Origin of the sequence: Aromatoleum toluclasticum ATCC 700605, from assembly GCF_000378245.1 — a bacterium.
Taxonomy (GTDB): domain Bacteria; phylum Pseudomonadota; class Gammaproteobacteria; order Burkholderiales; family Rhodocyclaceae; genus Aromatoleum; species Aromatoleum toluclasticum.
Window position 1 is genome coordinate 20,468 of the sequence record NZ_KB899493.1, and the last position, 13,389, is coordinate 33,856.

A 13,389-nucleotide genomic window follows, 5' to 3' on the forward strand; every position below is an offset into this window, starting at 1 on the left:
GGCGACACATGAGACGTTCAGAAACACCGCCTTGCACTTGCTTACGGCGCAGGCGTCCGGTCGCCACCTACACTGTCGCGCTGGTTTACGAAGATCCTCCAGCCATGTCGCGCCTTTCCTTCAGTCATTCGCTGCTTGCCAGCTTCCTGCTCGTTGCGGCGATCCTGGGCGCCACCGCGTTGGGGGGGCTGATCACGCTGGAGGAATTCGCAACACGACACCGCGAGAGCGTCGGCGACGCGCTGAAGTATTCCAGCGCAGTGCAGCAGCTGGGCGAGCGCAGCGTCGACATGGAGCGCAGTGCGCGCCAGTTCCTCGTGCTGAAGGATCCGCTGCTGCTCGAGCGCTTCGAGCGGGCGCGCGCCGAGTCGCTGGCTGCGCTGCAGACGATCGCCGCGCTGCGCGCGCCGAGCGTGAGTGCGCTGGTCGAGGAATGGCGCTCGGCGGCCGAAGCGGCCGGCGCGGCCCTCGCGGCGGACGGTCCGGCGGAATCGGCGACGGTCGCGCTCGGCCGGGTGCCGCCGCTGAACGAACAGCTCGCCGGCGAAGTGCAGACGCAACTTGGCCAGCAGAGCCAGGCCCTGCTCGAACAGCTGGACGCGAACCGCGGCAGGCTGGCTTGGCACGTGCTCGCTGCGATCATCGCCGCCTGCACCTTCGCGGCGCTCACGGGCTGGTGGCTGCTGCGTCCGATCAACCGCCTCGAGGCCGCGATCGAGGCGCTGGGCGAAAGCCGCTTCGACGAGCAGGTGGCGATTCCCGGACCGGCCGACCTGCGCCGCGTCGGCCGCCGTCTGGACTGGTTGCGCCTGCGGCTGGCGGATTTCGAGGCGAACCGCAACCGCGTGCTGCGCCACGTGTCGCACGAGCTGAAGACGCCGCTCGCGTCGGTGCGCGAAGGGATCGCGCTGCTGGAAGACGGCGTGGTCGGCGACCTGAGCGGTGAGCAACGGGAGGTCGTCGCGATCCTGCAGCACAACACGCGAGAGTTGCAGGAGCGCATCGAAGATCTGTTGGGTTATAACGCCGCCGTGTTCCACGCGCGCAACCTGCGCCGACGCCCGGTGATGCTGCGCGCGCTGGCCGAATCGGTGATTGCGGAGCAGCAGTTGCCGATCCAGACCCGCAACCTGAAGGTCGTGCTGCACGGCAATCCGCCGGCGTTCAGCGCCGACCCCGAAAAATTGCGCATCGTGCTGGCGAACCTGCTCGCGAACGCGGTGTCCTTCAGCCCCCGCGACGGCGAGATCCGCGTGACGCTGAGTACCCACCCCGGCTGGGTGCGCGTCGACTGCCTCGATGAAGGGCCGGGCGCCGCGGCGGAGGAGGCCGAACGCATTTTCGACCCCTTCTTCCAGGGCACCCGGCAGCCGGACGAGCCACGCCACGGGAGCGGACTCGGGCTGTCGATCGTGCGTGAGTTCGTCGTCGCCCACGGCGGACGCGTCGGACTGCAGCCGTCGGCAAGAGGTGCCTATTTCAGGATCGAACTTCCGAATGAGCGTTAACTTGACCCACGACCAACCGCGCATCCGCATCGCCACATCGCACCGCGGACGCAGGGCAGTTGCCGGCCTTACCCTGGCGGTTGCGGCGGCCCTGGCCGGCTGCTCGACCGTGCGCAGCGCAACGGCAGAGCTGCCCGCGCTGCCGCAGATGCCACCCCTGCTCGGCAGCAGCAATACACCGGTGCGCAACGCCCTCGCCTACCACGAAACGATTCGCGGCATGAACGGCACCGAACTCGCCCGCGAACGCTCGACGCTGTCCGGCGCCGGCAATGCCCCGCTCACGCAGATGAAGCAGGCGATGCTGCTGAGCCATCCGCAGGGAAACAACAACCTGCAGCGCGCGCAGTCCTTGCTGGAGGCAATCAGCGGATCGGATAAGGCGGACGCCGTGGCGCTGCACCCGCTCGCCCGCCTGCTGGCCGAACACGTGCAGGAACGCGCGCGCCTGGAGAGCACCGCGGAACGCCTCACGCAGCAGCTCGAACGTACCGGACAGCAACTCAAGGATGCCCAGAAACAGAGCGACCAGCTTCAGGAGAAGCTCGACGCATTGACCGAAATCGAACGCACACTGCCGGCGCGCCCGTCCGCGCCGACACCACCGCTGCCGTCGGCGCGGGAAAGGAGAAACGATAAATGAGGACGAGCCCGACCACGACAGGCGACGCAAGGACGGCGCAGGATGGCGCGCATCTGCTGCTCGTCGACGACGACGCCGACCTGCTGCGGCTGCTGTCGATGCGACTGCGCGCGAGCGGTTATCGCGTCAGCACCGCCGAAAGCGCCGAGTCCGCCTTGGCCTGCCTGGCGGTGGAACGCTTCAGCCTGGTATTGAGCGACGTGCGCCTGCCGGACCGCGACGGACTGCTGCTGTTCGAGGAGATCCGTCAGACCTGGCCGGCGCTGCCGGTGATCCTGCTGACCGCCCATGGCACCATCCCGGATGCGGTGGAGGCGACCTCGCGCGGGGTGTTCGGCTATCTGACCAAGCCCTTCGACAGCAAGGCGCTGCTCGGCAAGATCGCGCAGGCGCTGCAGATCGGCGGCACGCCTCACGCCTCCTGCGAGGAGCGCAAGGCGGCAACGGGCTGGCGCGACGGGATCATCAGCCACAGCAGCCGCATGGCGACGGTGCTGGACGAGGCCCAGCTCGTCGCCGCCTCCGACGCCAGCGTGCTCATACGCGGCGACAGCGGCACCGGCAAGGAGCTGCTGGCGCGTGCGATCCACGAGGCCAGCCCGCGCGCGGCCTGCCCCTTCATCGCGATCAACTGCGGCGCGATTCCCGAGCAACTGCTCGAATCGGAACTCTTCGGCCACATGAAGGGCGCCTTCACTGGCGCAGCAAGCGCACACACGGGCCTGTTCCAGGCCGCGGATGGCGGCACGGTCTTCCTCGACGAGATCGGCGACATGCCGCTCGCACTGCAGGTGAAGCTGCTGCGGGTGCTGCAGGAGCGGGCGGTGCGTCCGGTCGGCGCGAGCCGCGCGCTGGCCATCGACGTGCGCATCCTCTCGGCGACCCACCGCGACCTCGAAGCGGCGCTGGTCGCCGGGACGTTCCGCGAAGACCTGTTCTATCGCCTGAACGTCGTGTGCCTGAACCTGCCGACGCTGGACGAACGGCGCGAGGACATCCCGCTGCTGGCGAATCACTTCCTGCGGGGGCTCGCGCGCAAGTACCAGAAGCGGCTGCGCGGCTTCGCCCCGGAAGCGCTCGAGGCACTGACCACCGCCGCCTGGCCGGGCAACATCCGCCAGTTGCAGAACGTGGTGGAACAGGCCAGCGCACTCGCGACGACACCGCTGATCCCCCTTGCACTGGTGGAGCGTGCGTTGCGCGGGCCGAGCATCGAGGCGCTGAGCTACGCCGAAGCGAAATTGCGCTTCGAGCGCAACTACCTGATCCAGCTGCTGAAGCTCACCGATGGCAACGTATCCGACGCCGCCCGCCTCGCGGACCGCAACCGCACCGAGTTCTACCGCCTGCTGCAGCGGCACTCACTGACCCCCAGCCTGTTCCGCAGCGACAGCGCCGATGTCGCCCGCGAGCGACAGCAGGAATTCCACTGAATCAGAGACTTGCGTCAATATGCCAACCGCTGTCGGGGAATAACGACACTTTTTGACCCAGCGGGGCAAGCCGGGCGTGGCGCGGATGCGGAAATGCGTCGGGAAACCCGCCCGACCCGCGTCCGCAAAGACCTTGAGGGCAGCTGGCACGCCACCTGCTGTAAGAAGAGCCAAGCGCGTCCCCAACCGCGCGTGCAACTACCTGACTCTTCGCAGAAGGAGCCCCGACGTGATTACCCGCAAGAACATCGTTTCCTTACTTACTACCAGTGCAATCGCATTCTGTATCGGCACACCGGCACGGGCTGACAGCCTCGTGGCGGCGGCACAGGCAACGGCGGCCGTGGTGCGCGACGAACACGATCACAACCTCCAGCGCGACATCAAGACGGCGATCGGTGCGGACCCCGAACTGAACACCGCGCACATCGCGGTCTCCGCGCATGCTGGGCGCGTGACGCTGGCCGGCGTCGCCGTCAACGAGGATCAACGCGCCCGCGCCCAGCGTACGGTGCTGAACGTGCGCGGAGTGCGTCTGGTCGAGAACGCGCTGGAACTGGCAGAACGCTGAACCGTCGGCGCGCCGCCGGTGCCGGGCCTCCCCCCGCCTGGTCAGCCGGTGCCGCCGACGGTCAGCCCGTCGAGGCGCAGCGTGGGCTGGCCGACCCCTACCGGTACGCTCTGGCCGTCCTTGCCGCAGGTGCCGACACCGGGATCGAGCGCCATGTCGTTGCCGATCATCGACACGCGCGTGAGCGCATCCGGGCCGTTGCCGATCAGCGTCGCCCCCTTCACCGGGCGAGTGACCTTGCCGTTCTCGATGAGGTAAGCCTCGGCGGTCGAGAACACGAACTTGCCCGACGTGATGTCGACCTGGCCGCCGCCGAAGTTCACCGCGTACAGGCCCTTCTTCACCGACTTGATGATCTCTTCGGGCGCCTTGTCGCCGTTCAGCATGTAGGTGTTGGTCATGCGCGGCAGCGGCAGGTGGGCGAAGGACTCGCGCCGGCCGTTGCCGGTAGGCTTCACGCCCATCAGGCGGGCGTTCATCGTGTCCTGCATGTAGCCGGTGAGGATGCCGTCCTCGATCAGCACCGTGCGCTCGGTCGGATTGCCCTCGTCGTCGATGGTCAGCGAACCGCGACGGTCCGGCAGCGTGCCGTCGTCGACGACCGTGACGCCCTTCGCCGCGACCTGCTGGCCCATGCGCCCTGAGAACGCGGAGCTGCCCTTGCGGTTGAAATCGCCTTCGAGGCCGTGGCCGATCGCCTCGTGCAGCAGGATGCCGGGCCAGCCGGGGCCGAGCACGACGCTCATCGTGCCCGCAGGCGCGGGCCCTGCGGCGAGGTTCACGCTCGCCTGATGCACCGCCGCGCGCGCATATTCCTGCAGGCGCCCGTCGTCGAAATAGCCGTAGTCGAAGCGCCCGCCGCCGCCCGCACTGCCCTGCTCGCGGTGGCCCTTGTCTTCCATGATCACGGTGACCGACACGCGCACGAGCGGGCGCACGTCGGCTGCCATGTGGCCGTCGCTGCGTGCGACGAGCACGACTTCCCACGAGCCGGCGATGTGCGCCATGACCTGCGTGACACGCGGATCCTCGCCACGCGCGAAGCCTTCGAGGCGCTCGAGGAGCTTCACCTTGGCGGTGTCGTCGAGCGACGCGAGCGGGTCTTCGCCACGGTACAGGCGCGACTTGCCGGAATGCGGGGCAATCGCTAAGCTGCGTCGCCCGCCCGCCTCGGCGATCGCGCGCGTCGCTTCGGCCGCCGACGTCAGCGCCGGCAGCGAGATGTCGTCGGAGTAGGCGAAGGCCGTCTTCTCGCCGCTGATCGCGCGCACGCCGACGCCCTGCTCGATGTTGAAGCTGCCGGACTTGACGATGCCTTCCTCGAGGCTCCAGCCCTCGGAACGGTGGTACTGGAAGTACAGGTCGGCGTAGTCGAGGCGATGGCGCATCAGCTTGCGGAACACCTTCTCGATTTCCGCCTCGCCCAGATCGTAGGGGTTGAGGAGGTAGCGGTCGGCGACCTTGAGGGGGTTCTGTGCTCGGCTCATTGTTCGTCCAGGTTGAGGTGTCCGCTCGGTTCGACACGGACAACGCGAATAAGGTCAAAAGGCAGGGGCGCGCTCAGGCGCCTTCCGTCCCGAGGCAGCGGTGACGCAGTGCCGGCAGGCTCTCGCGCACGGCCGCGATGCGCGCGGGGTCGAGGTCCGCCCACACAACGCCTGGGCCTTCGTCGCGGCACGCGAGGACTTCGCCCCACGGGTCGGCGATCAGCGTGTGGCCCCAGGTCACGCGGCCGCTCGGATGGCGCCCGCCCTGGGCCGGCGCCATCACGTAGCACTGGTTCTCGATCGCGCGGGCGCGCAGCAGCACCTCCCAGTGATCGCGGCCGGTCGTGAAGGTGAAGGCGGCAGGCAGGATGATGAGATCGACCGCGCCCATCGCGCGGAAGAGTTCGGGGAAGCGCAGGTCGTAGCACACCGACAGACCGACACGGCCGCAGGGGGCATCGAAGGTGACGACCTCGCGACCCGCCTCGATCGTCGCGGCCTCATCGTAGCGTTCGGCGCCCTTCTGGAAGCCGAACAGGTGGATCTTGTCGTAGCGTGCGGCGCGCTCGCCGCGATCGTCGAACACCAGCGTCGAATTGCGCACCTTGGCGTCGGAATCGGCGACCAGCGGAATGGTGCCGCCGACCAGCCACACACCGTGGCGTGCGGCCGTCTCGCGCATGAAGTCCTGTATCGGACCACGGCCGTCGGCTTCGCGGATCGCCACCTTCACGGTCTCATCGGCGGTGATCAGCGGGAAATATTCGGGCAGGGCGACGAGCTTTGCGCCCGCGGCCGCGGCCTCGGCGACCAGCTCCGCGGCGACGCGCAGGTTGTCGCCGACATCGGGGCCGGAAACGGTCTGGATCGCGGCAATACGCACGGGAGGCACGGGCGCGGCGGGCGGGTCGGAACGGTTCAAGCTGCTCACTCCTGCTTCGATGAATCCGCCGCACCGGGGGGCGTGACGGAAATTTTCTCGACTTTCGGATCGGCCCAGTTGCCGGTGATCGAATAACTGAACGCGAACATCTTCTCGATCGGATCGCTCAATGCCTTCTGGGCGACATAGGCGACCACGCCCGCGACCGGGTTGATGAGTCCGGCTGCGGCGCCCAGCGCGACCGATTCGGCCAGCGTCGGCTGCACCCTGACGCGCAGGTCCTGCGTCTCGTCCTCGAGGTCGACCGAACCGCTCATCCGCACCCTTGCCGAGGGGCCGCGGATCTGCAGATCCTCGGTGCGCAACTGCCCCGAAGCCGCCTTGATGCTACCGGAAATGCTGTCGAAGGCGAATCCTTCGCTGAACACGTCGCGGAAGTCGAGGGTCAGGCGTCGCGGCAGGGACTGCAGGCTGAGCACGCCGAGCAGACGCCCCATTCCGGGATTGAGCTTGCGAAACTGCCCGTCCTCGGCCTCGATCGTCATCGTTCCGGTCAGCGAGGGATAGTGGATGCGCGTCGGGGCCCCGCGCCAGGCGACCTTGCCCGCCAGCACCGCCTTGCCGCCGCGCAGCACTTCCCCGTAGCCGAGCCGGCTCGCGAGCTGGCCGGCATCGCGCGCTTCGAGGCGGAAATCGAGGTCGGTCTGCGGCCGGACGCCGGGACGCCACAGGCCGGAACCGCCCAGCTTGCCGTCCGGATTCGCGAGGGACACCGAATCGAGGTGCCACATCCCGCCGCGGTTGCGCGCCTGCAGTTCGAGACGGCCGAACTCGATGCCGCGCAGCGAAAAGCGATCGACGACGACGTCGAGGGCAGGCAGGCGGCGCGGCGGCTCTTCGTCGTCCGCAGCGCTCTCGGCCGCAGCGGGGGCGTCCGCGGCATCGTGGTTCCCGCCAAGGACGAGGCGCTTCAGACGCGCACGCAGCGTGCCGTCGCCGCCCTCTCGCCAGTCGAACTCCCCTTCGGCCTCGCGGCTCTCGATGCGCCCCTTCCAGCCACCGTCGTCGGCCCGGACGCTGAGGTGTGCGTCGCCAAGCTCGTGGCCGAAGCCCGTCAGGCGCTTCGCCCGCAGGTCCAAACCGGCGACGGCGATCGGCGGCCTCGCCGGCGTGTCCTTCTGCTCGCCTGCACCGGCGGCATCGAGCACCTTGCGCCAGGCATCGATGTCGAATTCGTCGAGCTTCGCCGCGACCGCGAAGCCCGGTTCGCTGGCAGGAATTCCGGCATGCACGCCGACCCCGCCGCGCGCCGCGCCCCAGGTGTCGCCTTCGCGACGGCGCTCCAGTTGCAGTTCGCCGCGCCCCTCCAGCGCGACGCGCAAGCTCTCGGACTTGCCATTCGCGGGGAAGTCCAGCATCACGTGCAGCGGCCATGCGGCCGAGGCGCTCTTGTTCAGCGGCTCGGGCAGACTCGATGCGACGCCGGCCAGCGTGGAATCGACCACCACGTGCGTGCCCTGCGAGCGCACGTCGATGTTGGCCCGCCACTCTGCACCGCCGGAGAGGTGATCGAGCCCGGGCCAATCGTGCGCCTCGCGCACGGCCTGCACCTTGAGCGCTCCGCGGGCATCGAAGACGACGCCCCCATCCTTCGCGGTGTGCGCCGCGAGTTGCATCGGTTCGCCGTACAGGCGCGCACGCGCCTCGGGGATCGCCAGATCGCTCTCGGTGAAGCGCACGACTCCCGCCGCCTCCGTCAGCGGCGGCAGGCCGTCGACAACGGTGAGGCGATTGGCCGCGAAATGGTATTCGCCCTTCACCGTGCTGGTATCGATGTGGCGCAGCGGCAGCACCAGCCTGAGGTCGAGCGCACCCGTCCCTTCGGCGCGCATCGCGTCGGTGAACCCGTCGATGCGCCGCGACACCGGACTCTCGGAGACGAAGCGCAGGAAATCGGCCGTCGCCCCGGCCGCTCGGCCGTGGATACTCATGATCTCGCCGCCCGGCGCGTCGAGGTCGGGCACGTCGGCGACGACGTTCGCGAGCGCAACACCGAAGATGCGCGCGCGGTCGGCCGTGATGCGCATGCCAGGCCCGTCGAAGCGCACCTCGCCGTCGATGTTGGTGATCGACGGCCACCCTTCGGCATAATCCAGTCGCGCGCCGAATACGCGAGTGGTCACGAGGAACTCGCCCGACTTGCGGTCGCGGAAGGGGAAATCGTCAAGATTGCCCTTCAGGCGCAGGCGTGCGTCCGGCACCCGCCCGCCGACGATGCCGTGCCGCAGCCAGGTCCGCGTCTCGTCATTCACGACGTGCGGCAGATAGCGCCACACCGCACCGCTTTCGGCACGTGTCAGGCGCGCGGTGAGGTCGATCTCGCCTGCCCCTTCGGCGGCCGGCCAGTAGCGCCCGGACGCCGTTCCGGTCGCATCGGGATTCTCGAAACTCGCGCTGTCGAGCGCGATCTCGAGACGCCCGGCGGACTGCGTCCAGCGCCCGTCCGCACGCAGGGTCGAGAAGCCGATCCGCGACTCGGGGAAGACCGCCGGCAACTCCAGCGCAGCATTCTGCCCGGCGATGCGGAAGCGTCCGCCGCGTTCGTCGCCCTCGATCTCGCCCGACATCCCCGCGAGGCCCGGAAGAACTCCTTGCGGATTGAGCCCGATGCCATCGAAGCGGGCGCGGACCTTCCACGACTCCAGCCGGTCTGGCGCTCCGCGCCACTCCAGACGCAGGTCGTCGAGCGTACCCTGGGGCGCGAACGCCCCGAGGCGCTCGCGCACGGCCGGATCGAAAGGCAGGTGCGCCGCCAGGTTGCTGAGCACGCGGAAATCGAGGCGCCCGCTCGTGAACTTTCCCCCATCCGGCGCGCCGTCGCCCGTGCCGTGCAGCACCAGATCCAGATCCGTCGGTGCGACCGTGAGCCCATCGTCGGTCGCGAGCTGCAACCCACGCGCAGAGAATTCCATGCCATCCGCGGTGCGCCGCCCCGAAAGACGGCCGCGCACGCCCGCAAGCTCGAGGACCGGCAGCTCGTCGCCGAGACGCGTACTCACTTCGTCGAGCGCCAGATCGACCGCCAGCGAGTTGATGCCCCCCCCGCCGACTCCCACCCAGGCGCGCACCCCGCCTTCGCCGGCGAGCGCGACCGGATAGTCGATCCAGGTCCGCCAGCCGCCCAGGCTCGCCTCATCCGCTGCGAGATACAACTGCCCCATCCAGGACGAGGGATCGGCCGGGGTCCGGCTCTCCAGTTCGCCGCGCACCACCACCATCGGCGCGAGCTCGGCCGGCGCTTGCGCCTGCAGCGCGAACTGGTAGCGCGGGCCGCTGCGCAGCAGGCGGAACTGGACGCCCGCCAGGTTCAGTTCGGGGGCACCGCGCAGCGCGTCGGTCCAACCCAGGCTCGCATCGCGCACGACGATCTCGCGCTGCGCGAACAACCAGTCCGCCAACGACCCCCCGGAGGTTTCCTCCGGATCGACGCGCACACCGGCAATGTAGATCGCGCCATCGACCTCGCGCCGCATCGCGAGCACGGGGCTCTTCAGCTCGATGCGGTGGAAGTGCGGCTCGGCGCGCAGCAGCGAAGACCACGACAGGGTCGCTTCTATGCTTTCCAGGCGCAATGCAGGGCGCCCGGCGCTGTCCTTCAGCTCGAAGCCGGTGAGGTGCAGTCGCGGGCGCACGCCGGACAGGTCGGCAGACAGGCCCTCGATCGACACCGGCAACCCGACCGCGCTCGCAATCGCACCCGCCACATCCTCGCGGAACTCGCCCACGCGGGGCACCAGCACCTCGCGCACGACCAGGAAGCCCGCCCCGGCCACGAACCACACCACCAGCAACACGACCGACAGCACGCGCCACGGGCGACCGCGACGCGCGGTCGACACCATGGAACGGACGTCAGGTAAGTGGGCGTGGGGAGCGTTCATCGGTAATAGGGTAGAAGCGGCGCCGCGATGCGACTGGATGCGGACCGGGTTCGATACAATCCAGTCTGCATCCTGAGCATCGGCACCCGCTCAGGCGTCCGGGGAACCGTGCATTCTATCAACGATCCTGAGCTCGCCTCCCATGTCCGAAACACTCAAGCAGCCCTCCGAAGCAATTTGTTACGCAGCAACGCTGTCGCGCTACCTGCAGCGCATGCTCGACAGCCGCACCTGGCTCGCCGAACGGCTCACTGCCTCGCTCGACCGGCCGCTCGACGCCGAGGCGATGCAGGCCTTCATGGCCGGATCCGGTCTCGACGAGGCGCACCTGCGCGGCACGCTGCGCAGCCTGCGCATCTGGGTCATGGGCCACCTCATCGTGCGCGACCTCAACGGCATGGCCGATCTCGCCGAAGTCACCGAAACGATGACCGTGCTCGCCGAGGTCACGCTCCGCGCCGCCCACGACGTGCTGCGCGAGGCCCTGGTGCAGCGCTACGGCGCTCCGGTATCGCAGACCGGCTGGGAGCAGGAACTGCTCGTTGTCGGCATGGGCAAACTGGGCGGGCGCGAACTCAACGTGTCTTCTGACATCGACCTGATCTTCATCTATCCCGAGGACGGCGAAACCGGCGGGGCGAAAGTCATCAGCAACTTCGAGTTCTTCGAGCGCCTGGGCAAGCAGCTGATCCAGGCACTGGCCGAGATCACCGAGCACGGCCAGGTTTTCCGCGTAGACATGCGCCTGCGCCCGAACGGCGATTCGGGGCCGCTGGTGTGCTCCTTCGACATGCTGGAGAACTACTTCATCACCCAGGGACGCGAATGGGAGCGCTACGCATGGATCAAGGCGCGTGTGCTCACCGGCGAACGCTTCGAGGAACTTGAGAAGATCGCCCGCCCCTTCGTCTTCCGCAAGTACCTCGACTTCGGCGCCATCAACGCGATGCGCGACCTGCACGCGCAGATCCGCCGTGAAGTCGCGCGCCGCGAACGCGCCAACAACATCAAGCTGGGCCCTGGCGGCATCCGCGAGATCGAGTTCATTGCGCAGGTGTTCCAGATCATACGCGGCGGCCGCGAAACCCAGCTGCAGATCCGTCCGACGCTCAAAGTGCTCGCGCGCCTGGCCGAGCGCGGTTTCCTCGCCCCGGAGGCGGTCGCCGAACTAAGCGAGGCCTACGAATTCCTGCGCCGCCTCGAGCACCGCCTGCAGTACCTCGACGACGCACAGACGCACGACCTGCCCGGCAACGACGAGGACCGCGCCCGTATCGCGCGCGCGATGGGCTTCCCCGACTTCACCGCCCTGCTCGAAGTCCTCGACCGCTACCGCGCGATGGTGAGCCGGCACTTCGAACACGTCTTCGGCGACCCCGCGGAGGAAGGCCACACCCTCGACAGCATGTGGGCCTCGGCCGGCGACAGCAGCCAGGTCGAAACCACCCTCGCCAAGCTCGGCTACCGCGATCCGCCCGCCGCGGCGCGCCGCCTCGCGGCGATCCGCACGGGCAACCGTTACCAGCAGCTGCCCAACCACATCCGCAGCCGCCTCGATGCGCTGATCCCGCGCGTCGTCGAAGCCGCCGCCAGCACCTCGGGCGCCGACGAGACACTCGGGCGCTGCCTCGACCTCCTCGAATCGATCAGCCGCCGCGGCGCCTATCTCGCGCTGCTGCAGCAATACCCGCAGGCGCTGCGCCGCGTTGCCGACCTCATGAACGCGTCGCGCTGGGCCACGCAATTCCTCATCCGCCACCCCATCCTGCTCGACGAACTGCTCGACGCACGCATCCTGCAGACGGCCCCCGACTGGACCGCGCTGCGCCAGCAGATCGCCGAGGCCGTGGACGCCGCCGAACCCGACATGGAACGGCAGATGGACTTGATGCGCGAACAGCACCACGCGCTCGTATTCCGGCTGCTGATGCAGGACATCGCCGGCATGCTCACGGTCGAAAAGCTCGCCGACCACCTCTCGGCGCTCGCCGACATGATGCTGGACCTGAGCATCCCGACGATCTGGCGCAAGATCAAGATCCGCCATCGCGACGAACCGAAGTTCGCCGTGATCGCCTACGGCAAGCTCGGCGGCAAGGAACTCGGCTATGCGAGCGACCTCGACCTCGTGTACCTGCACGACGACGACGCAGCCGAAGCGCCCGAGGTCTACGCCCGCCTCGGCCAGCGCCTGAACACCTGGCTGTCGAGCCAGACCGCCGCGGGCATCATGTTCGAGACCGACCTGCGCCTGCGCCCCAACGGCGAATCCGGCATGCTCGTGTGCTCGCTAGACTCCTTCCGCAAGTACCAGCTCGAGTCCGCCTGGGTTTGGGAACACCAGGCGCTCACGCGCGCGCGCTTTGCCGCGGGCGACGCCGCGCTCGGCGACGCCTTCGAGCGCATCCGCTGCGAAGTCCTGCGCCAGCCGCGCGACCTCGACAAACTGCACGCCGATGTGCTCGAGATGCGCCACAAGATGCGGGATGCGCACTCGGGCAAGAGCGAACTCTTCGACCTCAAGCACGATCTCGGCGGCCTCATCGACGTCGAGTTCCTCGTCCAGTACCTCGTGCTCGGCCATGCCCACCAGTACCCGGAACTCACCGGCAACCTCGGCAACATCGCGCTGCTGCGCATCGCCGGCGAGCTGGGCCTGATCCCCGCCGGCCTCGCCGGCCGCTGCGGCGACAGCTACCGCATGATGCGCCACCTGCAGCACCGCCAGCGCCTCAACGACCTGCCCTCGCGCGTCCAGCCGCTGGAAGTCGCGTTTGCGCGCGAATCGGTACGCCGCCTGTGGCAACTGGTATTCGGCGAAGACTGACGCGCGGCGTGCCGCAAGGGCGCGGAAATGCACGCTGAAATATTTCAGTCCGGATTTCCGCGCATGACGCGAACGTAGTGCACGACTAGAATCAGG

The 13,389-nt window shown here is 68.5% G+C and carries 8 protein-coding genes; 5 read left to right on the forward strand and 3 right to left on the reverse strand.

What is annotated here, in order from left to right; all coding sequences use genetic code 11:
• The first annotated feature begins 104 nt into the window (after positions 1-104).
• The 4 genes from F464_RS0105625 (at position 105) to F464_RS0105640 (ending at position 4,155) form a co-directional block, all read left to right on the forward strand.
• On the forward strand, positions 105-1,508 hold the full coding sequence (locus F464_RS0105625; RefSeq protein WP_018988812.1) for a sensor histidine kinase: 1,404 nt from the start codon (positions 105-107) through the stop codon (positions 1,506-1,508).
• A complete protein-coding gene (locus F464_RS0105630) occupies positions 1,498-2,151 on the forward strand; it encodes a hypothetical protein (RefSeq protein WP_018988813.1) in 654 nt (217 codons plus the stop codon). The genes F464_RS0105625 and F464_RS0105630 overlap by 11 nt, the downstream gene beginning before the upstream one ends.
• A complete protein-coding gene (locus tag F464_RS0105635; protein ID WP_018988814.1) occupies positions 2,148-3,584 on the forward strand; it encodes a sigma 54-interacting transcriptional regulator in 1,437 nt (478 codons plus the stop codon). The genes F464_RS0105630 and F464_RS0105635 overlap by 4 nt, the downstream gene beginning before the upstream one ends.
• A gap of 229 nt (positions 3,585-3,813) precedes the next feature.
• The gene (locus tag F464_RS0105640) at positions 3,814-4,155 is read left to right on the forward strand and encodes a BON domain-containing protein (RefSeq protein WP_026295776.1); all 342 of its coding nucleotides are present in this window, start codon (positions 3,814-3,816) and stop codon (positions 4,153-4,155) included.
• A gap of 41 nt (positions 4,156-4,196) precedes the next feature.
• Here F464_RS0105640 and tldD read toward each other — a convergent pair whose 3' ends face one another.
• From tldD to F464_RS0105655, 3 genes are all read right to left on the reverse strand, one after another.
• Positions 4,197-5,642 carry a metalloprotease TldD gene (gene tldD, locus F464_RS0105645; RefSeq protein WP_018988816.1) on the reverse strand — a complete coding sequence of 482 codons (1,446 nt, stop codon included), beginning with the start codon at positions 5,640-5,642 and terminating at the stop codon, positions 4,197-4,199.
• Positions 5,643-5,715: 73 nt separating this feature from the next.
• Positions 5,716-6,564 carry a carbon-nitrogen hydrolase family protein gene (locus tag F464_RS0105650; RefSeq protein ID WP_051092254.1) on the reverse strand — a complete coding sequence of 283 codons (849 nt, stop codon included), beginning with the start codon at positions 6,562-6,564 and terminating at the stop codon, positions 5,716-5,718.
• Positions 6,565-6,569: 5 nt separating this feature from the next.
• Positions 6,570-10,427 (reverse strand): YhdP family protein, encoded by a 3,858-nt coding sequence (locus F464_RS0105655; protein ID WP_018988818.1) that lies wholly within the window; start codon positions 10,425-10,427, stop codon positions 6,570-6,572.
• A 181-nt stretch (positions 10,428-10,608) separates the two neighbouring features.
• Between F464_RS0105655 and glnE the strand changes: the two genes are divergently transcribed.
• Complete coding sequence (glnE, locus tag F464_RS0105660; RefSeq protein WP_018988819.1) at positions 10,609-13,293, forward strand: bifunctional [glutamate--ammonia ligase]-adenylyl-L-tyrosine phosphorylase/[glutamate--ammonia-ligase] adenylyltransferase; 2,685 nt, start codon at positions 10,609-10,611, stop codon at positions 13,291-13,293.
• The last annotated feature ends 96 nt before the right edge of the window (positions 13,294-13,389 follow it).

Bases quoted from the DNA above. Each gene is read 5' to 3' on its own strand.
- F464_RS0105625 (WP_018988812.1), top strand. From the start codon at position 105: ATGTCGCGCCTTTCCTTCAGTCATTCGCTGCTTGCCAGCTTCCTGCTC.
- F464_RS0105630 (WP_018988813.1), top strand. From the start codon at position 1,498: ATGAGCGTTAACTTGACCCACGACCAACCGCGCATCCGCATCGCCACA.
- F464_RS0105635 (WP_018988814.1), top strand. From the start codon at position 2,148: ATGAGGACGAGCCCGACCACGACAGGCGACGCAAGGACGGCGCAGGAT.
- tldD (WP_018988816.1), bottom strand. From the start codon at position 5,642: ATGAGCCGAGCACAGAACCCCCTCAAGGTCGCCGACCGCTACCTCCTC.
- F464_RS0105655 (WP_018988818.1), bottom strand. From the start codon at position 10,427: ATGGTGTCGACCGCGCGTCGCGGTCGCCCGTGGCGCGTGCTGTCGGTC.
- glnE (WP_018988819.1), top strand. From the start codon at position 10,609: ATGTCCGAAACACTCAAGCAGCCCTCCGAAGCAATTTGTTACGCAGCA.